Raw genomic sequence first — 25,110 nt, forward strand, 5'->3', positions numbered from 1 at the left:
TCAGAAGGGTGTCCAGGTTCGTCTTCACAAACCAACCAACGGGCACCCTTCGTCATGGTCGCGGCCAGCACAGCAATCGGACTCACTCATCTAGTTCGGTGGACCGGGTCACCCCGCGCGACGGAGCGTATTAGACCTTCCCGAGGCCAGTGCACTTGCTCAACGGGTCACCTCCGCTGGGCGGAGCCGACGCACTGGGACGGTGACCCGGACCAGTTCAAGGCGGGTCACCTCCGCGCGGGCGGAGCGGACATGATCTTCACCTCGTCCTTGGGGGCGAGGCTCGGGTCACCTCCGCGCGGGCGGAGCGGACGGCCCCCACCGATTCGAATGCCCCGGCGGCTGCGGGTCACCTCCGCGCGGGCGGAGCGGACCCCTTCGCGACCTGCGGCGCAGCGTGGCCTTTGCCATTTCTTGACCGTGATGGAGAGGCTGGGTTGTGCTGTTGTGGTGGCAAGGAGCGCTCGTCACCAATGGTGCCACGGTCCCCGAACAGTTCCGCGGTGAACGAGCTGCCCACGTGCCCACCATGCTGGAGGCGCTCCTCCGCGCGGGCGGAGCGGACTTTGCCTTGTCGTAGTGCTGAATGCCGAGGCGCGGGTCCCCTCCGCACGGGCGGAGTGGATCTGAAGACCACTGTGGCAGTGGCCTCGCTCCACGGGCCACCTCCGCAGGGGCGGAGCAAGGCGGACCTCCTCGGAATCAGCTACACCCGCGACGGGTCACCTCGGCGTAAGCGGAGCGGACGATGCCCAGTTCGGCCACCTCTTCGGGGATGGTGGAGCACCTCCGTACGGGAGAAGCGGACGCCGGTCTGGATGCCGACGTCGGGGAGCGGGTGTGCTGAACTCGTGCGGATAGCGAACAGCTCCATCAGCTCGAGCTCGCCCTCGCGGCTCGAAACTCTGCGCGGGCGGAGCGGACCCCATCAACTCGAACAGGTCCGACCACGACAGCGGGCAACCTCAGCGCGGGCGGGACAGCGGGGACACCATCAGCGCCGGGACGCCTCTGCGCGGGCGAAGTGGACAGTGCCGCCAACAGGGGCGTCCTGCCCCAACCCGGGTCACCTCCGCGCCGGGCGGAGTGGACAAGGCCGGGACGACCGTCGCCACCATGCGCTCCGGGGCACCTCCGCACGGGCGGAGCGGACACGTCGGCCCGGTGGACATCCCACACCGTCCCCGGGGCACCTCCGCACAGACGGAGCGGACTTCGGGCTGAAGCCCTTCTTCGTCGGCGTCGACGGGCCACCGCCGCACGGGCGGAGTGGACACGTGCTGGACGATGAACGAGCGGTCCGGCCTCGGGCCACCTCCGCACAGGCAGATTGGACTGGCTCGCCGCTGTAGCGGTGCTGGTCAAGGGTGGGGCACCTCCGCGCGGGCGGAGCGGATAGTTCTCGCGGGTACGGGCCGCTTGCCGAGCACGGGGCACCTCCGCGTGGGCGGAGCGGACACGTCCACGCCGATCGGGAAGGCGTACGAGAACGGGCCACCTCCGCGCGGGCGGAGCGGACTCATGGCCCGCGTAGGCGCGCGACACGGTCAGCGGGCCACCTCCGCGCGGGCGGAGCGGACTGTGCTGTCGGCCTCGTCGAAGTCGTGGATGGCGGGCCACCTCCGCGCGGGCGGAGCTGACACGTGCCGCCAGGAGGCCGGAGACCGCGATGACGGGCCACCTCCGCGCGGGCGGAGCTGACACCGCCCCGCACTGGGAGCACATCCGGCTGGCCGGGCCACCTCCGCGCGGGCGGAGCTGACGACAGCCAGCGCGCGCGCTCGTCGGCCAGCGCCGGGCCACCTCCGCGCGGGCGGAGCTGACGGCACCGTCCTCATGGGCACCGCGGCCGCCGACGGGCCACCTCCGCGCGGGCGGAGCTGACGCCTTGGTGCGGTGGTCGCGGTTGGCGTGGTTCGGGCCACCTCCGCGCGGGCGGAGCTGACCCAACCGGGCACCCGCTGTGCCTGCCGTACCTCGGGCCACCTCCGCGCGGGCGGAGCTGACGAAAATGCCCCCGCGCTGGATTCCCCTACTCGCGGGCCACCTCCGCGCGGGCGGAGCTGACGTCGGCACGTTGCGGTTGCTGCGCATCGTCGCCGGGCCACCTCCGCGCGGGCGGAGCTGACCCTTCGCGACCTGCGGCGCAGCGCGGCCTTTGCGGTTTCTTGACCGTGCCGCAGTGTCGGGTCGGCAGTGCTGTTGTGGTGTCAAGGAGCGCTCGCTGCCCATGGTGTCACGGCTCGCGGACAGCACCGCTGTGAAGAGCTACCCAGGAACTCTTACCGTGCAGGAGGCAGCCCCTCCGCGCGGGTGGAGCGGACTCGACGTCCTGCTCGCCGCCGTCCGGGCGTGCCGGGGCGGCGGAGCGGACACCTGGGACAACGACGTCGTCGTCGCGTACGGCGGGCCACCTCCGCGCGGGCGGAGCGGACGCGGCGGCGTCGGCCGGATCGGACGACGAGTTCGGGTCACCTCCGCGTGGGCGGAGCTGACTACAGGATGCGCGACTTCATGGCCCCGGTGAACGGGTCACCTCCGCGTGGGCGGAGCGGACGCGCGTCGCGCGCGAAGCCACCTGTACCGGGCCGGGTCACCTCCGCGTGGGCGGAGCGGACAACTCCCCGGCCAGCCACGCCATCGGCCTCGACGGGTCACCTCCGCGTGGGCGGAGCGGACCCCGCGTTGGCCGTGCATACGGGACGTCCCTACGGGTCACCTCCGCGTGGGCGGAGCGGACGCGGTGTGGTCGGTGGTCACGGCTCTTCTCTCCGGGTCACCTCCGCGTGGGCGGAGCGGACTCCACCTGCCCCGCTCCGGTGCCCGACTGGTACGGGTCACCTCCGCGTGGGCGGAGCGGACGATGAAGGGCGGGTACCCCTCTTCCTCTTCGCCGGGTCACCTCCGCGTGGGCGGAGCGGACACCCGAGCGAGCAGGAGGCCGCAGACCTCGAACGGGTCACCTCCGCGTGGGCGGAGCGGACCGGCGAACCTGGGCCTACTCGGGCGGCCCCGACGGGTCACCTCCGCGTGGGCGGAGCGGACGGTCGCGGGGGCACCTCCGCACGGGCGGAGCTGACGATGACGGCCGGCGACCAGCTCGCCTGCGTCGCGGGGCACCTCCGCACGGGCGGAGCTGACTCTCGGGGTCGGCTGGCTGGCTTCCGTCCAGGCGGGGCACCTCCGCACGGGCAAAGCTGACGCGGGCCCGGCGAGGGCCGCCGGCGTGTCGTCGGAGCACGGGGCACCTCCGCACGGATGGAGCTGACGAAGGACCCCGATGGCCCGGCACTGGTCTTCTCGGGGCACCTCCGCACGGGCGGAGCTGACGAAACCGAGCGGCTGCACGCCACGCTCGCCGCCGGGGCACCTCCGCACGGGCGGAGCTGACGTGAACAGCTCGGGGGCTTGACCGTCAAGGACCGGGGCACCTCCGCACGGGCGGAGCTGACGGAGTGCTGATGGCACCCGAACCCGTGGGCTACGGGGCACCTCCGCACGGGCGGAGCTGACCCGACCACGAAGCGCAGCACGATCACGTCGAACGGGGCACCTCCGTACGGGCGGAGCTGACCCTCGTCGGCTGATCGAAGAACGACGCGTCGTCGGGGCACCTCCGCACGGGCGGAGCTGACAGTAACGGTCAGGGTGATGCCAGCGGCAAGGGCGGGGCACCTCCGCACGGGCGGAGCTGACGAGAAGCCGACCGTCTACGAGCGGCCCACGGCCGGGGCACCTCCGCACGGGCGGAGCTGACCGAAGAAGAACAGGTCGGTCATGTGCGCGGTCCGGGGCACCTCCGCACGGGCGGAGCTGACTCCTGCGCTCGGGTGGGGTGGAGTCCGCCGGCCGGGGCACCTCCGCACGGGCGGAGCTGACCCACCACATGACCACCACGCTGCGCCCCGAGGGGGGGCACCTCCGCACGGGCGGAGCTGACCGCATGCCCCAGGGCTCGGGGTAGACGCGGATCGGGGCACCTCCGCACGGGCGGAGCTGACCCTTCGCGACCTGCGGCGCAGCGCGGCCTTTGCGGCTTCTTGACCGTGCCGCAGTGTCGGGTCGGCAGTGCTGTTGTGGTGTCAAGGAGCGCTCGCTGCCCATGGTGTCACGGCTCGCGGACAGCACCGCTGTGAAGAGCTGCCCACGCGCTCACCCTGGCGGCGGCACTCCTCCGCGCGGGCGGAGCGGACTCGTCCAGGGTCTCCAGCACCTCGTGCAGCACCGGGTCACCTCCGCGCGGGCGGAGCAGACCGGGAGAGGATGCGGCATTGCTCCGGCGTGTACGGGCCACCTCCGTACGAACGGAGCGGACGCCAGCCTGGAGGCCGACATTGGGGAGCGGGTGCGCTGAACTCGTGCGAACAACGAACAGCTCCATCAGCTCGAGCTCGCCCTCGCGGCCCAGGTACTCCGCACAGGCGGAGCGGACGCACCGTAAGACTCCGCACGGTCCGCCGGGTCCGGGGCACCTCCGCGCGAGCGAAGCAGACAGAACGGCGGCATTGATCGTCGTCGACGTACAGCAAGGCGGGTCACCTCCGCGCGGGGCGGAGCGGACCAGTTCAGGAGCAACGGCGCCGGGAACTACGACGGGGCACCTCCGCGCGGGCGGAGCGGACTACCTCCCCGCCGTCCGGCGCTGGGAACGGATCGGGGCACCTCCGCACAGGCGGAGCGAACCTCGGCTGGCACCCCGCCCGAGTTCGGTGGACCGGGTCACCCCGCGCGACGGAGATTATTAGACCTTCCCGAGACCAGTGCACTTGCTCAACGGGTCACCTCCGCGCGGGCGGAGCGGACGCCTTCGCCCTCTCGCAGCGGACCCGCGTGCCCGGGGCACCTCCGCGCGGGCGGAGCGGACCACCTGATCCCCGGGGATGACCCGCACCGAGGCGGGGCACCTCCGCGTGGGCGGAGCGGACCAGCTCAAGGCTGGTGGTCCGGCCGAGGAGACCGGGTCATCTGGCCGATGCCTTCACCGTGTACTCGAGTAACCCGTCGCCGGGGCCACCCCTGCGCGGGCGGAGCGGACACCTCCGGCCCCGGACAACCGAGTCCGGCGGGGCTGGCCACCTCCGCACAGGCAGGGCCGATGACGAGGAGCAGGTGCTCGCCGCGGTCGTCGAGGGGCCACCCCCGCGCAGGCGGGGCCGATCGTCAGCTCACCTCCTCGTGGGCGGAGCGGACGTCTTCGCCGCGAAGCCCCGACTGATAGACACCGGGGCACCTCCGCACGGGCGGAGCGGACGCCACCCCATGGAACACCCGCAGCACCGCCGATGGGGCACCTCCGCGTGGGCGGAGCGGACCTGGGCAACGTCGGCTCCATCGTCGGTTCGGTGGGGTCACCTCCGCGCGGGCGGAGCAGATCTCTCGGGAACCGGTTTGGTCCCGACGATCATCGGGTCACCTCCGCGCGGGCGGAGCAGACTGCGGCATGTCGTCGCCGAAGCGCGGTACCCAAGGGGCACCTCCGCAGGGCGGAGCGGACCTTCGAGACCTGCTGCGCAGCGTGGTCTGTGCTGGTTCTTGACCGTGCTGAAGCGTCGGGTTGAGGAGCTGTTGTGGTGTCAAGGAATGAGGAGTTGATCCTAGTGGTGGGGTGTGACGGCGTCATCTGTTCTGGGTTTGGGTCCCGGTTGTCAGTGGCTGGGTCTAGCGTCACTGAGTGGTGACTGACCGTGCTCGAGTAGTAGGGACCGCCCTGTGTCGCGTCCGTCGTTCGATGTGGTTGTGAGGCCGTGGATCACGGCTCGTGTGCGTGCCGACCTGGCTCCTGGGGAGGTGGCCGAGCTGCCGGTGAGGGGTGGGCCGGGGGAGTCGGTGGTGCTGGGTCTGGGTGATGTGCTGGCGTGGGCGCATCTGCTGGAGCACGTCGACTGCCCGGATCCGGCGTCGGAGTCGGCGCTGTTGCGGGTGCTGATCGCGGTGACGGCGCGGGTCACGGGTCTGGACGTGGCGGAGGACTGGGACGACTGCCGGTGGGACGCGCTGGAGGCCGGCCGGCTGGACTCGGGGCGGATCGCGGCGTACTTCGACCGGTATCCCGGGCGGTTCGACCTGTTCGACGTGGAGCGGCCGTGGCTGCAGGAGCCGCGGCTTGAGGGGGAGTGCACGGGCAGCAGCGGGACCGGGCGGCTGGTGATGACGAGCCCGTCGGGGAACAACCATGTGTGGTGGCCGCTGGAGAAGGGCGGGATCGGCGGGCCCGTTCCCGCCGTGACGGCGGCGTTCGGGCTGCTGACGTGGTTGTTCGCGGGGCCGTCGGGGACGGCGGCGAACCGGCGGCGTTCGGACGGGCGGAACAGCCACTACACGGTGGCGGGGCCGATCCGGGCGCTGGTGTCGTGGTTCCCGGCGGGCCGCAGTCTCGCGGAGACGCTCATCCTGGGAGTGCCATCGCCGGAGACCTGGCCGACGAACCCTGGCCGGGACGAGGCCCCGTGGGAGGCGGAGCAGCTGCCGGATCCGAGGGTGCCGGCGGCGCCGTCCGGGCCGGTGTCGCTGCTGACGTCGCGCGCCGCGCACGCGGTGCTGCTCAAGCCGGACGCCGACGGCGGGCACGTGACGGATTCGTGGGTGACGTGGGCGTGGGAGAACGAGCTGCCGGAGGCCGAGGACCCGTACGTGATCAGGCGTGACGAGGGCGGTCCGGTGCGGGCGAACAGCGCGCGGGTGGCGTGGAGGGATCTGGACGCGCTGCTGCTGAAGACGGTGGCGGGCAAGACGCCGCGCTACCGGCCGGCCGTTCTGGCGTCGGTGGCGCGGCTGCCGCGGGAGACGGCGGCAGGTCTGCGGTTGCGCGCGTACGGGCTGCACCAGGAGCGGCGGGATCCGGAGACCGTCTGGTTCACCGCGGTGACGCCGCCGGTGCTCGGCTTCCTCGAGGAGCTGGACGGGGACGGTGCGGCGGCGGTCTCGGTGGCCCGGTCGCAGGCCGAGGGTGTGTCGTCCGGGCTGGCGAAGGCGTTGCGGGCGGCGTGGCAGGGGTTCAGTGGCGACAGCAAGGTCTGTCCGTGGGTCGATTCGGCGCTGCCGGTGTACTGGTCGCAGGCGGAGGCCGAGTTCTGGAAGGCGGTCGTCCCGGACGGTGACGGGGTCCGGGCCCGGCCCGGGTTTCTGGGGGTCGCCACGAGGGTGTTCGACGCCGTGACGGAGGCGGCCGCGCTCACGCCTCGGGGCATGCAGGCCGTCGAGGAGGCCCGGGCCGCGATGCTCAGGCGGCCCCGGGGTCCGCGGAAGAAGACGTAGCCGTTCCGGCGCCGGGGACGTAGACGGCGGCGTTGAGGTTCTCCCGGTTCCGGTTTCCGCCCGTTCCTCGATCCCCGTTCCTCCGATCCCCGTTCGTTCGGTCCCCGGCACGGCGGGTCGACCGTGCGGGGCGGCGGCCGGGCCGGTGGGGTGCTGGACCCGGACCGGGGCCGACCACCGACCACCGACCACCGACCACCGAGACGAACGCTCGGCCGACACGAATGGAGCCGGCCTCCAACCCCGTCCCCTCCCGCCACCGGCGGGAGCCCGACCCTTCAACCCTCACCGAGGAGCCCATGTCCACCGACTCGCCGCCCTCCGCGGAACCGGACGTCCTCGCGCACCAGCGCGCCTTCATGCTGCACGTCCACCAGCAGTGCTCCACGCCCGGCGGCCGCGCCGCGGTCCGCTCCGCGCTGACCGACCCGCACAAGCCGTTCCGCGCCTACGAGTACCTGCTCGCCCGGATCCCGCGCTGGACGAACAGCGACACCGAACGCGCCTACGTCCTGACCGCCGGCATGTACGCCGACCAGGCCCCCAACCCCCGCCTCGGCCACCAGCCGAAGCCGCCCGCCGGCCTGGCCGCTCCGCTCGACGGGGACCGCTGGCGCAACCTCGGCTGGTCGCTCGCCCGCGCCGTTCACACGAAGACCCTGACCGACGACACCGTCAAGGCCCGGCTGCTGCTGATGTCCCGCCAGGACGCCGACGCGCTCACCCGCGACCTGCCGCCCCTCGTCGCCCGCCTGCGGGCCGGCGACGTCCCCGTCGTGTGGCCGCTGCTGCTGCGCGACCTGACCCGCTGGGTCGACCACCCGACCGACACCGCCCGGGCCTGGGCCCGCGCCTACTACCAGTACGACCCCACCGCGCCCACCGCGCCCACCGCCGCCAGCACCGACGAGGAGACCTCCTGATGAAGCGCCGCCTGTACCTCGACCTGCACGTCATCCACTCCTACCCGCTGTCCTGCCTCAACCGCGACGACCTCAACATGCCCAAGACCGCCCACTACGGCGGCGAGCAGCGAGGCCGGATCTCCTCGCAGTCCGGGAAGCGGCATGTGCGGGTGGAGGTGGAGGACCGGCTGGGGGAGTGGGCGGTACGCACGAAGCGGCTGCCGGAGAGCATCGCCGCCGAACTGGTGCGCACCGGCGGCTGGGACGACGAGCTCGCGCAGCGGGCCGGGCGGATGGTGGTCCTGGCGGCGGGGGTGAAGGGCGTGGCCGTGGACGGGGACAACGACACGAACAGCATGCTGCTGCTGCCGCGGGCCGGGATCGCGGAGCTCGCCGAGGTCGCGGTGGAGCACCGGGAGCTGGTGGAGGCGGGTGCGGACAGGAAGAAGGAGGCGGTGGCGCAGGAGAAGCTGGTGAAGGCGGCCGGCGGGCGGGTGCTGGAGGTGTTGCGGGGGCAGACGTCGAGCATAGCGGCGTTCGGGCGGATGCTGGCGAACGAGCCGGGGTCGGCAGTGGCGGGTGCGGTGCAGGTCGCGCACCAGCTGACGACGCACGCGCTGGCGGTGCAGCCGGACTACTTCACCGCGGTGGACGACATCACGCGTGGTCAGGAGGACGAGTCGGGGTCGGCGCACCTGGGGACGGCGTTCCACACGTCGGGGACGTACTACCGGTACAGCTCGGTGAACCTGCCGGAGCTGGCGGGGAACCTGGGCGGGGACGTGGAGGGGGCGAGGCGGGTCTCGGTGGAGTTCGCGCGGGCGTTCGCCGTGGTGGTGCCGTCCGCGCGGCAGGGGTCGACGGCTCCGTTCACCCCGCCGGCGCTGGTGCACGTGGTGCTGCGCGGGGACCAGCCGGTGAACCTGGGCGGGGCGTTCGAGCGGCCTGTCCGGGCGGAGGGGGGCAGTGGTTTCGTCGAGCCGTCGGTGCGGTGCCTGGACGCGCACGCCGGGGCGGTGAACGGCTTCTACGGGGACGGTGGTGTCCTCGCCCGCTCGTACAGCGGCCTGGGGGTCGGGTCGGTGGAGCACCTGGGCGAGGACGCCGGGTCGCTGGAGAAGCTGCTGGCCGGCGTGGACGCGGCGATCGGGGAGCACCTGTGAGCGGCGGCCTGCTGCTGCACCTGTCGGCGCCGATGCAGTCCTGGGGCAGCCCCTCGCAGTTCGGGACGCGGCTGACCTACCCGCATCCGACGAGGTCCGGCCTGACGGGCCTGTTCGCGTGCGCGCTCGGTCTGGCCCGCGGGTCCGACCTGGGGGAGCTGGCCGCACTGCGGTACACGGTGCGTGTGGACCGGCCGGGCCGGCTGCTGCGCGACTACCACACCGTCGGCGGCGGCTACCCGCGGGAGAGGACCGTGGTCACCGCCGCGGGAGGGCGGCGCCCGCTGAAGGAGGCCACGCTGCAGTCCGAGCGCTGGTACCTGGCCGACGCGGCGTTCACCGTGGCGGTCACCGGCCCGGCCGCCACCGCCACTGCGGTGGCCGAGGCGCTGCGGCGCCCGGTTTGGCACCCGTACCTGGGGCGCCGCTCCTGCCCGCCGGCCGCACCGGTCCTCGTGGGCGCCGCCGACGATCCCGTCGCGGAACTCCACCGCCTGCCGCTGCACCGCGAACCCGACGGCAAGGGCGCGACCGAGGTGGTCTTCGTCCACGACACCGACCCCTGCACCGGCCGCCCGCCGCTCACCCAGGTCCGCGACCAGCTCCCCACCACCGGCTCCCGCCGCTTCGCCCACCGCCCCCTGTGGGAGACCCTCCACCCGTTCACCGCCGACCAGCACGCCGGTACCGGCACCGCCTGGATCACCGCTCTCACCGCCTACACCCGCACCTGACCCAGCCTCACCGGCCCCGCCCGCCGCGGGGGACACCGCCCACCCGGAGAACCCGATGACCCACCTCACCCAGCTCCGCCTCCACCCCCGCTCCCGCGAGGCGGCAGCGGACCTGCGCAACACCAGCCACATGCACCAGCGGATCATGAGCATGTACCCCGACGCCCTCACCAGCGGCGACGCCGCCCGCCGCAGCCTGGGCGTCCTCTACCGCATCGAACGCACCCCCCAGGCCACCACCGTCCTCGTCCAGTCCACCCTGGCCGCCGACCCCACCGTCCTGCCCGACCACTACGCCACAGCCCAGCAGCGCAATCTGGCGCCACTGCTGGAATGGCTGGCCGACGGCCGCACGGTCCGCTACCGCATCGACGCCTCTCCGACCCGTTCGCTGCGTGACGGAACCCGCGACGCCGGCGGGCGCCTCAACCGCGGCAAGCCCGCCCCCTTGCACGGCAAGGACGCGATCGCCTGGTGGGAACGCAAAGCCCACACCGCCGGCCTCGACCTCCACGACATCCTCGACATCCCCCAGGAACCCGCCACCGGCCACCGCGCCACCGGACCGATCCGCCACACTCTCACCCGCTTCGAAGGCACCGCCACCATCACCGACCACCAGGCACTCCACACCGCGCTCACCAACGGCATCGGCCGCGGCCTCGCCTACGGCGCCGGCCTCCTCAGCATCGCCCCCCACCACGAGTAAAGAAACCGCAAAGCAGCCAGAGTGTCGCAGGTCAAAAAGGTCCGCTCCGCCTGCGCGGAGGCGGCCCGTCGGCCAATGGATCCCGCAGGGTGTCGCCAAGGTCCGCTCCGCCTGCGCGGAGGTGGCCCGACCCTGGCCACGTAGGAGTCGAGCTGGTCACCGTCCGCTCCGCCTGCGCGGAGGTGGCCCGCGGTGCCACGCCTTGCCGTAGGAGAAGCCGCGGTCCGCTCCGCCTGCGCGGAGGTGGCCCGCCGGGGTCGGTGGATGTGCGGGTCCTGCGTGAGTCCGCTCCGCCTGCGCGGAGGTGGCCCGCGCGCCGACGAACTCGCAGCGCGGGTAGCGGAGTCCGCTCCGCCTGCGCGGAAGTGGCCCGGCCACGCTCGACCAGATGCCCCGGTGCCACGCGTCCGCTCCGCCTGCGCGGAGGTGGCCCGGAGAGCTGTGAAGATCCAATCGGCCGAACGAGGTCCGCTCCGCCTGCGCGGAGGTGGCCTGTGGTCAGTGTTCACGTTGTTGGTAGGCCGGTGGTCTGGAGGAGTTTGGTGTTCGATCCGCGAGTTGCCGGTAAGCGTCGTGGGCTGCCTGGTCCGTACCCGCTGGTGTGTCATCTGGCGGACACCGCGGTGATCGCGGGCGGGCTGTGGGACTCCTACCTGACGGCTTCTCAACGTCGGTTGATCGCCGGTGGTTGGGGGGTCGATCCGGCACGGGCGCGGCGGCTGGTGATGCTGGCGGCGGGGCTGCACGACGTCGGGAAGACCATCCACTGCTTCCAGCGAGGCCTCCAGGGCACTGCCGAGCTGCTGGCCGATCCGCGGTATCCGGCGCCGGCGGGCTGGATGCACGAGGAATGGATCCCCCATCAGGTGGCGAACCACTGGGCGCTGCCGCAGATCCTCACCGGGCTGGGGTGGCCGCCGGTCGAGCGGCCGTGGAAGTCCGTGGCGCACCAGGTCGCGCAGATCCTCGGCGGTCATCACGGGGTGTTCGGTGAGGCGCTGTCGCCCGCTGCGATGGCCGACCCGTTGAAGGAGCTGCGCGGGCTGGGTGGGGACGGCTGGGCCGAGCAGCGTGAGGAGCACGTCCGGGCGGTGTTCGGGGTCTGCGGGTCGCCGGCGGCGCCCGGGCGACTGCTGCCCGCGGGTGCGGCGGTGGTGGTGACCGGGCTGGTGGTGCTGGCGGACTGGCTGGCGTCCAACACCGGGCAGGTGCGGGGCCGGCTGGCGGCGTGGAACGGGGACCTGGCCGCGCACGTCGCCAGGATGCGGCAGCGGACACCGTGGGTGCTCGCCCACGCCCAGCTGGCGGCCCCGGCCTGGAAACCGGCGGCGACGTTCACCGACCTGTTCCCCGACATCTCGAAGCCGTACCCGCTGCAGGCCGACGTCGCCCAGCGCCTCGGAGGCCTCGTGGAGGGGCCGGGGCTGGTGCTCGTCACCGCGCCCACCGGCGACGGGAAGACCGAGACCGCGCTGTTCGCCGCCCGGGTCCTCGGCGCGGCGGCCGGCACCGGAGGCCTGGCGGTGCTGCTGCCCACCATGGCGACCACCGACGCGATGTGGCGCCGGGTGAAGAAGTTCACCGCCCGCGCCGCCGAGGTCGGCACCCCGGTGACCCTGCTGAACTCGATGGCGTGGCTGAACGAGGACTACGACCCGGACCGCGACGAGATCGTGGCGGACGACTGCGTGTCGACCCAGGCCGCGTCCTTCCTCCGCGGACCGCACCGGGGACTGGCCGCCGGCGTCGCGGTCGGTACCTGGGACCAGGCGGCACTGGCGGCGCTGCCGGTGCGCTTCAACGTGCTGCGGTGGCTGGGGCTGTCGGGCAAGACCCTGGTCATCGACGAGGCGCACAGTTACGACGCGTACGGGCACCGGCTGACGCAGCGGCTGCTGGAATGGTGCGGCCACCTCGGCATTCCGGTCGTGCTGGTGTCGGCGACGCTGACCGGGCGGACCGCCACCGACCTCGTCGGCGCCTACCGGGCCGGCGCCGGCCACAAGGACACGGAGCCGATCACCTCCCCCTACCCGGGCTGGGTCCACGTCTGCGCCGGGACCGGGAAGGTCACCGCGCACGGGCCGCTGCCCACCACCCGGGAACGCGACGTCGCCGTTGACCATCACACCGTCCGGCACACCCACGACCCGGCGGTGCCCGCAGGCCGGGCCGCCCGGATCCTGACCGAGCTGCGGCCCGCCGCGGCCGGCACGGGCTGCGCGCTGGTGGTGTGCAACGTCGTCGCCGACGCCCAGGCAACCAGGAGGCTGCTCACCGAGCAGTGGGGCGAGGACGGCCCGCAGGTCGTGCTCCTGCACGCCCGCCTTCCGATATGGCAGCGGATCGAGCGCACCAACCTGATCGAGGGCATGGTCGGCTCGAAGGGAGCCCGCCCGGACCGGCCGCTCGTCGTCGTCGCGACACAGGTCGTCGAACAGTCCCTCGACTGGGACTTCGACCTGGTCGTCTCCGACCTCGCCCCGATGAGCCTGCTCCTGCAGCGCGCCGGGCGCTGCCACCGGCACGACCACCCACGCCCGACCTGGGCGCCGGCCCCTCGGCTGGTCGTCCTGTCCCCGCCCGACGGCCTGCCCGCCCCCAGCTGGGGCGACGTCTACGACACCTCACTGCTGCGCCGGACCTGTGACGCGCTCCGCGGGCTGGAGGGGCCGATCGCGATCCCTGCTGCGGTCCCCGGCCTGATCGCCGGCGTGTACGACGCGGCCTGGGACCCGGCCCGGATGGACGCCGACGACGCGCGGCGCCTGGCGAGGGAGCAGGCCCAGGCCTCGGCCGCCGACATGGTGATGATCCCCGCGCCGGACCGGGTCAAGGACCTGTACCCGCTGACCTCCGCCCTGGACCCGGACCTGGCGGTCACGCGTCTGGGCGGTGAGTCGAAGCGCATCCTGCCTGTGTGGCCCGACGGCGACGGCTGGACCTTCGTCACCGCCGACGGCCCGGCCAAGCTGCCCCACCACCCCGGCAAGGACGACATCCGAACCGTGGTCCTCTCCACCGTCCAGGTCCGGTCGACCTGGCTCACCGGCGCCGGAGCGGACACCCACCCGCCGGCCCCGTGGCAGGACATCCCCGCGCTGCGCGACGTCGCCCTGGTCCCGCACGACCCGCGGACCGGCCGCTGGCACGCCCCCGACGGCCGGACAATCCGCCTCGACCCCGTCGACGGCATCATCCGCGAGTGAACGCCGTACCGCGAGAAGAGACCTGCACGCCGGATCCGGTTGGCCCGGAGACGCTGAGACCGGAGGCGGCCAATGGCGCCTCCGGCTCGGCCCGGCGGCTGGCCGTCACTCCTCGAACGCGAAGATCATCCAGTGCCAGGCGGCGCTGTCGCGGCTGGTGTCGAGCTCCTCGACGATGCGCAGCCCTTTCATCCAGCGTCCGTCGCCGTGGAACTTCGCCAGGCAGGTGCAGGTGCAGGTGAACTCCGCGGCGCGTCGGCAGGAGGGGGTGCAGTTCTCCTTGGGGTTGTACTCGCGGCCGAGGATGATCAGCTGGTTGCGGCGGGCGACTTTTCTGGTGACGTCGAGTGCGTGGCGTACGGAGAACGTCCAGTGGCCAGCCAGCTCGCTCCAGATGAGGCTCCGTGTGGTGGGCAGCAGGCCGGCCAGCATCCTGTACTGGTCGGTGCGGCTGCGCTCGGGGAGCCAGAGGCCGCCACCCGTGCACGGGAGCAGCGAGAACGTCACCGTGCGGCCCTCGCTGTCGCCCGCGCGCACCAGCCTGGGGCGATCCGGCTTTGCACCAACCGGCTTGACTCCCGGCGGCTGTCGACGTCGTCGTCATCCTGATGGACGTCGTGCTGTCGGCTTCCTCGGGCCGTCCGCCGTGGGGCCGTGGCTCCAGCGGCGGACGGCAAGCCCGCGGTGCCGGGCAGACGGCAGGCATCGCTCCGTTGGGGACGGCTGGGCGCGGTTGCTCACCGGCTGCCGTAGCGGGCACGGCACTGGGCGCAGGCATGGGCGGGGTGTGGTCCGTAGCGGTTGATGGGTGTGCCGCAGCCCGCGCATGGTCCGAGTTCCCAGGGTCTGCAGCCGGCTTCGGCTGCGGTGGTCTGGCGCTGGTCCCAGGTGATGTTGATGGTCGGGCACTCGCTGGGAGGGCGGGCGAAGGTGTGGCTGGGTGGGGGTGTGGTGCGGGTGATGGTGACCGCCGGGCGGATGGATTCGCCTGCGTCCCGGGGGGGGGCTGAGGCGTGGAGCGGCGTTCGGATTCGGCGCGGGTGCGGATGCATTCGGCGTCCCGCTGTACGGGTATCCGGATCCGGTTCTTCCTGGGGCCGGTCTCGGGGGCGGCTTCCTGGCCTCCGTTGTCGGTGAACTGGTCGTAGTCGGTGCGCGATATCCAGAACCGCATGGTGCGCTGGCGCTGCTTGGTCGTGAGGGGGACGTAGTCGCCGGCGGCGATGTCGCGGACGAGGTCGTCGAGCTGGCGGCCGCGTGGTTTCCAGGTGGGGTGCCAGTTGCCGCAGCGTCCGCTGTGGCGGACGGGGCAGGGGAGTGGGTTGGTGAGGTCGCACTTGTCGAGCTCGAGGCTGCGTACGCCTCCGCGGACGAGCATGTCGCGGTCGTTGAGGATGGCCTCGGGCGGCAGGTTGTCGGTGCGGCTCCAGTGCACGTGGTCGATCAGCGGGGCCTTCGGGTCGAGGACGTGCCACACGGGGGTGACGCCCTCGTTGCGGGAAGCCGCGTCGCGTTTGCGGATGGCGGGGGCGGTTGAGTAGGAGAGCTGGGGCTCGAAACCGACGTGCCGTCCGTCGGCTCCGGTGACCAGGACGTCGGTGCGACGCCGGCCGTCCGCGGCCAGCACCTCCAGTTCGGCGTGGAATCCGCCGAGTTCGGCTGCCCGGGCGAACCGCTCTTTCAAGGCCTTGTGCTGATCGCTTTCGCCGTCGCCGTGGTCCCGCTGGTCACGGTTGTGGTGGGCAGCGATTTTGAGGCCCCGTTTGGCGTAGACGTACATCCACTCGATCTGGCCGGGGTTCTGCTTGTAGCAGGTCGGGCAGTACAGGCCCCGTTCTTCGACGGGGCGTTTGTCGGCGAGCAGGAGTTCCCAGAGGCCTTTGTACTGCGGGTAGCCGAGGTCAGCACGGTCGAGGTCGAGGAGTCCGTCGACCAGGACGCTGAAGACGGGGTTGCGCTTGTAGTAGGACCGGCCATTCGTACTGTCCATGGATCCTCGTCTCAGTTGCCAACTGCTCACGGGGGTGGGCCAATTGTGCCTCGACGCGCTGACACTTCGGTGCCTGGTCCTCTATTGGGGTCCGACGGCTGTTCTCACACTCCAGAGTTATCGAACAAACGACTGAGTTCCTGCCTGGGTGCAAGGCCCCTCCTGTCCGTTCCGCACCGCGGAACCACGGGAAAAGGATTGCCATGAGCCACTAGAGTGAAACGATGGCGGACGCGGAGACCCCTCAGGACCTCGACGACCCACACGGCTGACCCCGGAAGTCCGGCCCGTCGAAGGCGTCTCACCAGAGCTCGTCGCGGTCGGCGAACGCTACTGGGCGCTGGCCGGTTTCGCGGAGGATCACCTCACTCCCGTCTGGTCTGAGAAGGCAAGCGCGATCGACACCGCGGGCTGGGGCCGACAGCACTACGTCATCGCCGCCGCCGGTGTGCGTGCCACCGTCCCCGGGCGGTCCTGCCCGAAGTGCGCCGGCCCCCTCACTCTCACCTCGCGCAGTGCGTTCCAGCAGGTCTGCCTCGGCACCATCCCAGACTGCGTCGACTGCACCACCTCCCTCACCACCCTGGTGCAGCTCCTCACAAACCCCACCCGCCTGGCCAAGGTCCAAGCGCAGCGGGCCAATGCCGAGGCCCGGCAAGTCGTAGAGAAGGCACGCGACGGCTGGAGGCAGCAGCAGCACGCAGCCGTCGGTGAGGACAACCCGGCCAAGTTCCCCTCGCCCCGGGGCACGCTGCCGAAGTCCTCGGTCTGCACGATGCTCGGGGCACTCGCCGTCCTGCGCTACGCGCCGGCCACGACCCCCGTCGCCGACGTCACCTCCTGGTCGGTACCGCTCCACCCGGGGCCCGAGGCCGTCGTCCCGCTGATGGGCGACCTGGTCCAGGCCGGACTGCTGGCGGTCCACCCTTCGAGCCCGCTGAACGCCTTCGTCTGGGAGACGGCCGCCTTCGAGGAAGCGCTGGCCAAGGCCGGCGGCGACCTCGACGCCGTGGCGCCTCCGGTGCTCACCGACTCGTTCTATCCCTCCCGCGCAAGCTACTTCGCCCCCTACGGCACCAGCCTGGGCACGTCCGCCGAGGCTCTCGACGTGCTCCTCATGAAGTCCTTGGCTCTCCACGTGCTGACCGCCGGCCAGCAGGATGCCCTCCTGGTCCTGGCCCGTGAGCTGGTCGCGGCCGAGGCGCTGCGGTACTTCAGGTCGCGACTCGAGTACCTGCTCCTGCCCGCCGTACCGGACAACCACGTGGCCCGGCTGCACGATGCCGCCCTCAAGGTGGCCGGCCACCGGCCCCTCGGCGAGATCTACAACCTGGTCTGGCGAGCAAGTCAGGCGGCGGCCGCAGCCGCGCAGGCGAACCCTCGCGCGCCGCGGGTGAACATGACCACCCACGCCGTCAACCACTTCGAGACGCAGTCCCAGCGGGCCGCAGCGGAAGCGAACTGGCCCATCAAGCCGTTCAACGAGCTCACCGGCCAGGGACCGGCTGCCATGACCCGGACCCTGTTCTACGGCCTCTTCGACAGCAATCCGATCGACACCAGCCTTCGCCAGCTCAAGGACCGGCTGCCCGATCCGGCTCCCGAACCGTCCCCCGCCCCAGCCACGTCGCCGCAGACCGCGCAGACTCCGCAGGCGGATCCGCCAACCGCAGTCCCGCTGACATGGCTGTCGGAACACCCCGACCGTTGGAACCCAGACGATGTCCCCGCTGCCCTCAGCCACCTGGCCAAGCGGTGGGCCGACGACGGGGAACCGCACGACCGCCTCGAGACCGTGGCGCACACCGCGTTCCAGCTGACCCTGCTGTTCAACGGGCTCGCCCCGGTGATCGGCCGACGCGAGGCAGCGCTCGCCACCTTTGCCGCCCTACCACACACCGTCGCCCGCGAACCCGACGCCGAGAAACTGGCGACGTGGATCGCCACCCAGCTCGGGGCGCTGCTCCTGGCAGCCTCCGGCGAGGTAAACGGCTTCCCCGGGACGCCCTACGTGGAGGACGTGTCCGCACCGGAGGGCTACGAACAGGACGAACCGCTGCCTATGCGAAGGATGCGCACCCTCGAGGACCCCGACGTCGTCAAACTGGCCGACCGCTACGTAGACCTGCTGAGCGAGCAACTCGTCGAGCTCGACGTAGAGCCGATGGGCGACCGAACGAGGGCGCATCTGGGTGCCAGGATCCGCGCCGAAGTCAAGGCAATGTTCAACTCCGGGTACACGCTCCCGTTGATCGAAGAAGCCGTAAAAGACAGCGCCGCCGACCTGGTCCCCGGGGTATCCCGGCACGTCCGCGGATCCGGCGACCTCCGGCACGACGCCGCCACAATCTGGCTCCGGGCCTGGCGCAGGTCTCCAGTCGAAGCAACACGGTGGAAGGCCTGGCCCTCTGTCGAGGACTGGGCCTCCTTCAAGGAGAGCCTCGAGAAGCTCATTGCAGAGGAGACCGACCCGGTCGAGATCCTTCGGATGGCCAACAGCGCAGGTACCGACCAATGCCAGGGACTATGGCTCGCGGGCAGCGACTTCGAGATGCCTCCCTCTCTGCGCTGAGCGGAAGGCGACGGTCCCGTCCCTGACCAAGTCCCGCCCCTCGAGCCCCGACGACCGGCCCGCCGCGCAGCTGGCCCGGCCCCCGTTCGCCGACCACACCGCCTACCAGGACCTGCGCCAGTGGTGGTACCGGCTGACGGGTACCTCGTGTCCGATCGACTCGTGCCGATGTCGGTGTTCACCGGACACGGCGCCACCGGATCAGCGATCCTTTCGCGCAGGCCGGACGTGGAGCGCAGGCTCCGGCGAAGGTCCTACAGTCCGCCAGGTTGAGCGAGGAGATGAGTAGCGTGGAGGAGTCCTCAAATTCGGGGAACCCGCACGAGGCGGCCAAAGCATTGAGGGAGCGGGCTGCTAGGAGGCGTGCTGTGTCGAAGAGATGGCGCCTTCCCGTACTCGGCGAGGGCCTGGGCCTGATTGCTCCGGCGACGCTAGCAACCGTAGCGCTTGTAGGCCTGGTTACCAATCAATCGAACTCTAAGAATGGTGAATCTAAACCAGTTCCGGTATGGGTCGTGCTTGTCTTGGCTGGACTTGTGGCGATCGTGGTGTGTTATCTTTCCTGGCTTTACTATGGCACCAGGAGGCAAGCTCTAGAGGAGTCTGCGCGTCAAAGGGAGGCCCTGGAGTCGGCAGCTGACCGACTGAGGGATAAGATGGAGTTGCCTAGCCTGGTCGACTTTAATCGAACTCTTTTGGATGCGTATCACGACATTGCAACCAAGCAGGCCGAGAAGGCTTATAAGAGTAGCCGAATCGCTATGAATGTTGGACTGGTAGTCCTGATCGCGGCATTTGGGGCGGGCTGGCGATACAACACGCAAGGTGATCGCCTGTTTCTGGGCTCGGTCGCGGCAGTCGGAACCGCATTTACTGCCTATCTCAGTCGAACCTACATGCACACCTATGAACGATCTTTGCAACAGCTCAATCAATACTTCAATCAGCCGGTTCTGAATGGCTACTTCTTGACCGCGGAAAGGCTTGCACGCTCACTTCCCGAGGATCGGCAGTCATCGGTTATGGAGCGCATTATTGGAGATGTTTTGGAAAGTGGAAAGGAGATGCATCGAGGCGCTACACCTGGTCCCGGGAATCGTGGAGTGCCTGTGCCAAAGAGGCGGCCCCGCCCCTCAAATCAAGATCAGCCCACCTTGCCAACGCAAGTGACCCAATAGTCTTGAGTCGCACCTCGCCGGTTGCGACCCGACCACCCGCCGCCTGCGCGTGGTTGCCGACTCCCCGGCCTGGGCCGCCCAGCTCCGCCTCCACCTGTGCCGCATCCTCGCCGACCTCAAGCGGCTGCGCCCTGGCACCGTTCGGGCCATCGACGTCTGCGTCGGCCCCGCCCCCGTTGCGCACCGTCTTCCCCAACACCGGCTGACCCCCACGGGTACGGGGCCGCCCCTTGGGCTCCCGGCATCCACGTCCCCAGCTGGAGCGTCGCGCTGATACATGGTCGGAGGTGTCCGTCGACGTCGCGGCATGCCCTCCACGATCGCCCGTTTGAGTGAACGAAACGGGATCGGCGAGCAGGATCTCCCCTCACGTCCACGCTGATCACTAGCACGCGAACGACGCAGCCCCAGAGGAGAGACCACATTGGAGATCAAATCCCTGTTCAAGAAGCTCCCGTACAACGCCGCCTCGCCCCTCACTTGTACCGCGCGTGCCGAATTGCTGCGCCGGGCCCACCAGGAGGTGGTCACGGCACTGGCTGGCCTCGGCGATGAGTGGGCCCTTGCTGACGGCGCTCGACACCGGCGTCGACGAGTGGCGGGCCGTGCGGGCCGCCGGTCACCTGCCCCAGGCCGTCGGGGAGCTGCTGCCGAGGCTGACCCGTCGTCTGGCCGACGCGGACTTCTCCTCGCCCTGGGGGTCCGCGACCGCCCTGGTGGGCGCTCTCGGCCGGCTCGGCGACCCGGCGGCCGTGCCCGCTCTCGTCACGGCCCTCAGCACGGCGGTCGAGCAGGAGCAGTGGCGCACCGCCGCCGCGGCCCTCCGCGCGCTCGGCGCCTTCGGCAGCGGTGCCGCACCCGCGCTGGGGGCGGTCCGCCCGCTCACCGACGCCGATGACCCGCAGCTGCGCGTCGCGGCGGTGACGGCCCTGTGGCACATCGAGGGGGACCCCGACGATGCCGTGCCGCAGCTGACCGCCCTGCTCGACACCGACAGCCACCAGGCTGCGGACGTCCTCGGCCGGATCGGGGCGCCGGCCGCAGCGGCCCTGCCCCGCCTGCGGCAGCTGCTGGACGCCGGTCATGCCTGGACCCGCACACACGCCGCCGCCGCGATCCACGACATCGCCGGCCCGGCCGAAGCCGCCGTCGTCCTGCCCGTGCTGCTGCGGGGGTGGGAGAGCAACGACTCGACCGCCCGCCACGTCCTGGAGTGCCTGCAGCGGATGGGCCCCGCCGCCGCGCCCGCCCTGCCCCGGGTCCGCGCCGAACTCGCCCTCACCCGCCGCAGCGGCGGCTTCTTCGACGGCATCGAGTACGACGAGGCACTGCTGCGTGCCTGCCGGGCCGTCATCAGGCAGCCCGCCGGCCCCGGCACGCGCACGTAGCCCGGAACGGTTCCAGCTAGACGAGTAGAACCCCAGCTCGCCCGCGAGCGGCCCGGCCTGCTGATCCTCGCTGACAAGGGCTACGTCTCCGCCGAACCGACCGATTCCTCGACCAGTACGGCATCGGGCTGCTGCGGCCCTCCTACCGCGACCGGACTCCCGTCCTGGCGAGGGCCTGCCGAAGTCCGTCCGCCAGCTGATCGAGTCCGTCCACGACACCCTCAAGGGCCGGCTCGGCCTCGAACGACACACACGAGTCGGCCAGCGGCTGCTGGCGCTGACCTGCGCGATCTGGCACAACCGCACCACCGGCCGACCCGTCACCCGCTCACTGATCGCCTACGACCACTGACCCAACCTCGGAACTACTCGTCCAGACCCTGGCCCCTGCGGGACGCCCGCGTGGGGTGCGTTGATCATTTGTCTATCGGGGGCTGCGAAGCTCACCGAGTCGGCGCACACTCCGGTGGGCCGGCGCTACCGCCTCCGCAACGAACTGGAGTCCCCCATGAACAGTGTTCCGAACGCCGCCAAGCGCGCTGCAACCCTGCTGGGCCTCACCACCGGCGCCGTGCTGCTCGCGGCCACGGCCGCACAGGCCGCCCCGGCCGCGGCGGAGGGTTCCGCCCTGTCGGCGTCGGTGTCGGCCGCCACGCTCCAGCCCGGGGCGGCGGTCCTGGCCGGTGTGAACGGTGACCCCAGGGCGCACATCGACGACACCAGCGAGTGGAACACCATCGCCTCCAGGCCGCTGCCGTCCGGCGGGCAGCTCTGAGCCGCCCGGCCCCGACCGCGGCGGATCCCCGGAGGATCCAGGGGATCCGGGAGATCCGCCGCTCAGGCCCCGGAGCGCAGCCGGTCGAGGAGTTCCCGGGCGTCCGCCGCCTCCGGCAGTCCCAGGGCGGCCAGCGAGGCGTACGCCCGGGACGCGTGCTCCTCGGCCGCCGCGCGGTCGCCGAGGCCGGCCTCGGTCCGGGCCAGGATCTGGAGGGCGTACGCCAGGTCGCGTTCGCCGTCGCGCGCGCCCTCCAGGTGGGTCACCGCAGCCCGGGCCTCCGTCAGGGCCTCGGCGGGCCGGCCGGTCACCCGCAGCGTGTCGGCGCGCCGGTAGCGGGCCATCGCCTCCTGGCGGGGCAGACCGGCCGTGCGGCACAGCTCCAGGCATTCCTGGTAGGTGGCCAAGGCCTCGTCGTGGCGGCCGAGTTCGTGCAGTGCGCGGCCGCGGATCCCGAGCGCGTGGGCGGCCCCGTGGCTGTCCGGGACGTCCCGCAGGGCCAGCAGCTCCTCGTCGCAGATCGCCACCGCCTCCTCGGCGGCGCCGCTGCGCAGCCGGGCGACGGCGGCGTTCAGGGCGGTGGCGAGCGCCCCGGAGCGGTGGCCGAGGAGGCGGGCCAGTGCGAGGGCCTGGTCGAAGTTGCGCACCGCGTCGGCGTTCCGCTGCTGGAACAGCGCGATGACGCCGAGGTCGTTGCAGGTCTGCCGGAGGATCACGGTGTCCTCCGCGCGCCGGCAGGAGTCCGCCGCCCGGGTGGTGTGCTCGCGGGCCTCGTCGAGCCGGGTGGCCTGGACGGCCACGTTGCCGCAGACGAAGCGGGCCCGGCCGGCCGCCCGGTGGTGGCCGAGCGACTCGGCGGCCTCGGCGACCTCGTGGGCGACCGAACCCAGCAGGGCGGAGGAGATGTCCCGGCCGAAGGCGCTGCACGCGACCAGCAGATCGGCGGCGACGTCGAGCAGCGCGGGGTCGGGGGCGGAGCGCACGGCCGCGCCGACGGCGTGGGCGATGCCGTCGAACTCCCGTACCACCCAGGCCCTGGCCCCGGCCAGGTCGGCGAAGCGGGCGGCGCCCGCGACGGTGAAGGTGGTGCCGACCGGATCCCCCGGGACCGCCCGCTGGAACGCCGCGACGGCGCCCGCCAGCAGGAAGCGCAGCAGCCGGGCGGCCACCGGCGGCCGTTCGTGCGGGAGCAGCCGCTGCTCGGCGTAGTTGCGCAGCAGTTCGTGGTAGCGGTACCGGCCGGGCTGCGGCGACTCCAGCAGGGCCGCGTCCACCAGGGACTCCAGCACCTCCTCGGCGTCCTCCGGGCCCAGGCCGAGCGCGGCCGCCGCCGCGTCCAGGGCGATCGTCGGCCGGGTGAAGGGGGCGAGGGTGCGGAAGGCGTACGCCTGGACGCCGTTGAGCTGCCGGTAGCCGAGCTCGAACACGGTGGTCACGGCCAGGCCGCCGACGCGCAGCTGGTCGAGCCGGTGGCGTTCGTCGGTGAGCGCGGTGACCAGCCGGTCCAGCGCCCAGCGGGGCCGGGCCGCCAGCCGGGCGGCGACGATCCGCACGGCGAGCGGCAGCCGGCCGCAGAGGCCGACCACCTCGTCGGCGGCGGCGGGCTCGGCCGCCACCCGCGGTCCGCCGATGACCTGCCGCAGCAGGTCCAGTGCCTCGTCGACGGCGAACACGTCGAGGTCGAGGTGGGCACGGGAGGACAGCCCCGGGACCCGGGTGCGGCCGGTGACGATCACCGCGCAGTCGCCGGAGCCGGGCAGCAGGGGCCGCAGCTGGGCGAGGTCGCGGGCGTCGTCGAGCAGGAGCAGGACCCGGCGGCCGTCGAGCAGGCTGCGCAGCAGTCGGGAGCGGTCCTCGACGCCGCGCGGCAGGTCGGCGGCGGCGACGCCGAGCGCGCCGAGGAAGCTGCCCAGGACGGCGGCGGCGTCGGCCGGTTCGCCGCTGGTGCCGCGCAGGTCCGCGTAGAACTGGCCGTCGGGGTAGTGGTCGCGGACCTGGTGGGCGACCCGGACGGCCAGCGTGCTCTTGCCGATGCCGCCCATGCCGCTGATCGAGGCCACGCCGAGGACGGACCGGTCGGCTCCGGTCAGGCCCGCTGCGAGCTGCCGGACGGCCTCGGCGCGGCCGCTGAAGTCGGAGATGTCCGGCGGTAGTTGGGCCGGGCGGACGACGCCCTCCGGCGCCGGGGTGAGGACTGCCGCCGGGGCGGGCGCCAGCAGGCCCGGGTCACCGGCCAGGATCCGGCCGTGCAGCGCGCACAGCTCCGGGCCGGGGTCGATCCCCAGCTCCTCGCCCAGCGTCCGCCGGGCCCGGGTGAAGACGGCGAGCGCGTCCGCCTGCCGGCCGGCGGCGTACAGGCTCTGCATCAGGAAGCCGTAGCTCTGCTCGCGCAGCGGGTGCTGCTGGACGAACGCGGTGAGGTCGGACACCAGGGCGTGGTGCCGGCCGCGGGCGAGCTCGGCGGCGAAGCGCTGCTCGGTCAGGGTCAGCCGCAGCTCGGCCAGGCGGGAGCGCTCGGCCTCGGCGAGCGGCCCGGGCACGCCGGCCAGCGGCTCCCCCTGCCACAGGGACAGTGCCTCGGTGAGCAGCGTGGCGCACTCCTTCCGCCGCCCCTTGCGCCAGGCGCGGGCGGCGGTGGCGGCCAGCCGCTCGGCCCGGTGGACGTCCACGGACTCCGGCGGTACGGACAGCCGGTAGCCGTCGCCCACCGAGCTGAGCAGCTGCGCCACGGGCGCACCGCCGCCGGGGCCGGTACCGTCGGGGCCGGTGCCGTCGGGCCCGCCGCTCCGGGGCCCGCCACCGTTGCGTCCGCCACCGTCGCGTCCGCCGCCGTCAGGGCCGGCCAGCCGCTGGCGGATCCGCCAGGCGTAGGTGCGCAGGACCATCACGGCGGACGAGGGCGGTTCGGCACCCCACAGCGCGTCGACGAGCTCGTGCAGGGTGACGGGGCGGCCGGCCCGCAGCAGCAGCGCCGCCAGCATGGCCCGCTGCTGGGGCGGGCCCGCGGGTACGGCCCGTCCGTCGGCCTCGATGCCGATCGGCCCCAGCAGGCTGAACCGCAGCCGCGCCGGCGCACACTCGTCCTGAACCACGTTCCGTTCCCCCGCCCCCCGAAAAGTCGACTTACCTTACACGCACCAGCCCGATCCACCAGGGCCGCCGAGCGAGGTCCGGTCGGCGGCCGGTGGGAGGCGGAGAGCGGTGCCGGGGCCGGGACGGTACTGCCGACCGTC

Annotated in this window: 12 protein-coding genes and 4 CRISPR repeat arrays; of the genes, 10 read left to right on the plus strand and 2 right to left on the minus strand. The window is 72.3% G+C overall.

Annotation, left to right across the window (positions count from 1 at the left end; genetic code table 11):
• Window positions 1–1,001 precede the first annotated feature (1,001 nt).
• Window positions 1,002–2,125: a CRISPR direct-repeat array (repeat unit 25 nt; unit sequence CGGGCCACCTCCGCGCGGGCGGAGC).
• Between the two features lie 281 nt (window positions 2,126–2,406).
• Window positions 2,407–3,045: direct repeats of the CRISPR family, unit length 29 nt; unit sequence CGGGTCACCTCCGCGTGGGCGGAGCGGAC.
• 6 nt (window positions 3,046–3,051) lie between these two features.
• Window positions 3,052–4,001: a CRISPR direct-repeat array (repeat unit 29 nt; unit sequence CGGGGCACCTCCGCACGGGCGGAGCTGAC).
• A 1,708-nt stretch (window positions 4,002–5,709) separates the two neighbouring features.
• From casA to cas3, 6 genes are all read left to right on the plus strand, one after another.
• Window positions 5,710–7,254, plus strand: coding sequence for a type I-E CRISPR-associated protein Cse1/CasA (casA, locus tag ACFV8H_RS27445; protein WP_380404967.1), 1,545 nt, complete (start codon window positions 5,710–5,712; stop codon window positions 7,252–7,254).
• 299 nt (window positions 7,255–7,553) lie between these two features.
• On the plus strand, window positions 7,554–8,177 hold the full coding sequence (casB, locus tag ACFV8H_RS27450; RefSeq protein ID WP_380404970.1) for a type I-E CRISPR-associated protein Cse2/CasB: 624 nt from the start codon (window positions 7,554–7,556) through the stop codon (window positions 8,175–8,177).
• Entirely contained in the window at window positions 8,177–9,322 is a 1,146-nt protein-coding gene (cas7e, locus tag ACFV8H_RS27455) for a type I-E CRISPR-associated protein Cas7/Cse4/CasC (RefSeq protein ID WP_380404973.1), read from the plus strand. The genes casB and cas7e overlap by 1 nt, the downstream gene beginning before the upstream one ends.
• Window positions 9,319–10,056, plus strand: a complete 738-nt coding sequence (gene cas5e, locus ACFV8H_RS27460) for a type I-E CRISPR-associated protein Cas5/CasD (protein ID WP_380404976.1) — start codon at window positions 9,319–9,321, stop codon at window positions 10,054–10,056. Before cas7e ends, cas5e begins: the two co-directional genes overlap by 4 nt.
• 55 nt (window positions 10,057–10,111) lie before the next feature.
• Entirely contained in the window at window positions 10,112–10,765 is a 654-nt protein-coding gene (gene cas6e, locus ACFV8H_RS27465; RefSeq protein ID WP_380404979.1) for a type I-E CRISPR-associated protein Cas6/Cse3/CasE, read from the plus strand.
• 39 nt (window positions 10,766–10,804) lie between these two features.
• Window positions 10,805–11,260: direct repeats of the CRISPR family, unit length 29 nt; unit sequence GTCCGCTCCGCCTGCGCGGAGGTGGCCCG.
• Window positions 11,261–11,307: 47 nt separating this feature from the next.
• Window positions 11,308–13,974 carry a CRISPR-associated helicase Cas3' gene (gene cas3, locus ACFV8H_RS27470; RefSeq protein ID WP_380404982.1) on the plus strand — a complete coding sequence of 889 codons (2,667 nt, stop codon included), beginning with the start codon at window positions 11,308–11,310 and terminating at the stop codon, window positions 13,972–13,974.
• Between the two features lie 105 nt (window positions 13,975–14,079).
• Here cas3 and ACFV8H_RS27475 read toward each other — a convergent pair whose 3' ends face one another.
• Entirely contained in the window at window positions 14,080–14,481 is a 402-nt protein-coding gene (locus tag ACFV8H_RS27475) for a hypothetical protein (RefSeq protein ID WP_380404985.1), read from the minus strand.
• 1,931 nt (window positions 14,482–16,412) lie between these two features.
• On the opposite strand from ACFV8H_RS27475, the gene ACFV8H_RS27480 reads away from it, so the two are divergent.
• From ACFV8H_RS27480 to ACFV8H_RS27495, 4 genes are all read left to right on the plus strand, one after another.
• A complete protein-coding gene (locus ACFV8H_RS27480; RefSeq protein WP_380404987.1) occupies window positions 16,413–18,536 on the plus strand; it encodes a hypothetical protein in 2,124 nt (707 codons plus the stop codon).
• Between the two features lie 368 nt (window positions 18,537–18,904).
• Window positions 18,905–19,714, plus strand: coding sequence for a hypothetical protein (locus tag ACFV8H_RS27485; RefSeq protein ID WP_380404990.1), 810 nt, complete (start codon window positions 18,905–18,907; stop codon window positions 19,712–19,714).
• Window positions 19,715–20,277: 563 nt separating this feature from the next.
• Window positions 20,278–21,102, plus strand: a complete 825-nt coding sequence (locus ACFV8H_RS27490; protein WP_380404992.1) for a HEAT repeat domain-containing protein — start codon at window positions 20,278–20,280, stop codon at window positions 21,100–21,102.
• 508 nt (window positions 21,103–21,610) lie between these two features.
• On the plus strand, window positions 21,611–21,877 hold the full coding sequence (locus ACFV8H_RS27495) for a hypothetical protein (RefSeq protein ID WP_380404995.1): 267 nt from the start codon (window positions 21,611–21,613) through the stop codon (window positions 21,875–21,877).
• A gap of 62 nt (window positions 21,878–21,939) precedes the next feature.
• On the opposite strand, the gene ACFV8H_RS27500 is transcribed toward ACFV8H_RS27495, so the two are convergent.
• Complete coding sequence (locus tag ACFV8H_RS27500; RefSeq protein WP_380404997.1) at window positions 21,940–24,969, minus strand: BTAD domain-containing putative transcriptional regulator; 3,030 nt, start codon at window positions 24,967–24,969, stop codon at window positions 21,940–21,942.
• Window positions 24,970–25,110 lie beyond the last annotated feature (141 nt).

Source organism: Kitasatospora sp. NPDC059827 (genome assembly GCF_042731675.1).
Taxonomy (GTDB): domain Bacteria; phylum Actinomycetota; class Actinomycetes; order Streptomycetales; family Streptomycetaceae; genus Kitasatospora.

What these genes read in the sequence shown, in the direction of transcription:
- casB (WP_380404970.1), top strand. Translation starts at nt 7,554, where the DNA reads ATGTCCACCGACTCGCCGCCCTCCGCGGAACCGGACGTCCTCGCGCAC.
- cas7e (WP_380404973.1), top strand. Translation starts at nt 8,177, where the DNA reads ATGAAGCGCCGCCTGTACCTCGACCTGCACGTCATCCACTCCTACCCG.
- cas6e (WP_380404979.1), top strand. Translation starts at nt 10,112, where the DNA reads ATGACCCACCTCACCCAGCTCCGCCTCCACCCCCGCTCCCGCGAGGCG.
- ACFV8H_RS27495 (WP_380404995.1), top strand. Translation starts at nt 21,611, where the DNA reads ATGAACAGTGTTCCGAACGCCGCCAAGCGCGCTGCAACCCTGCTGGGC.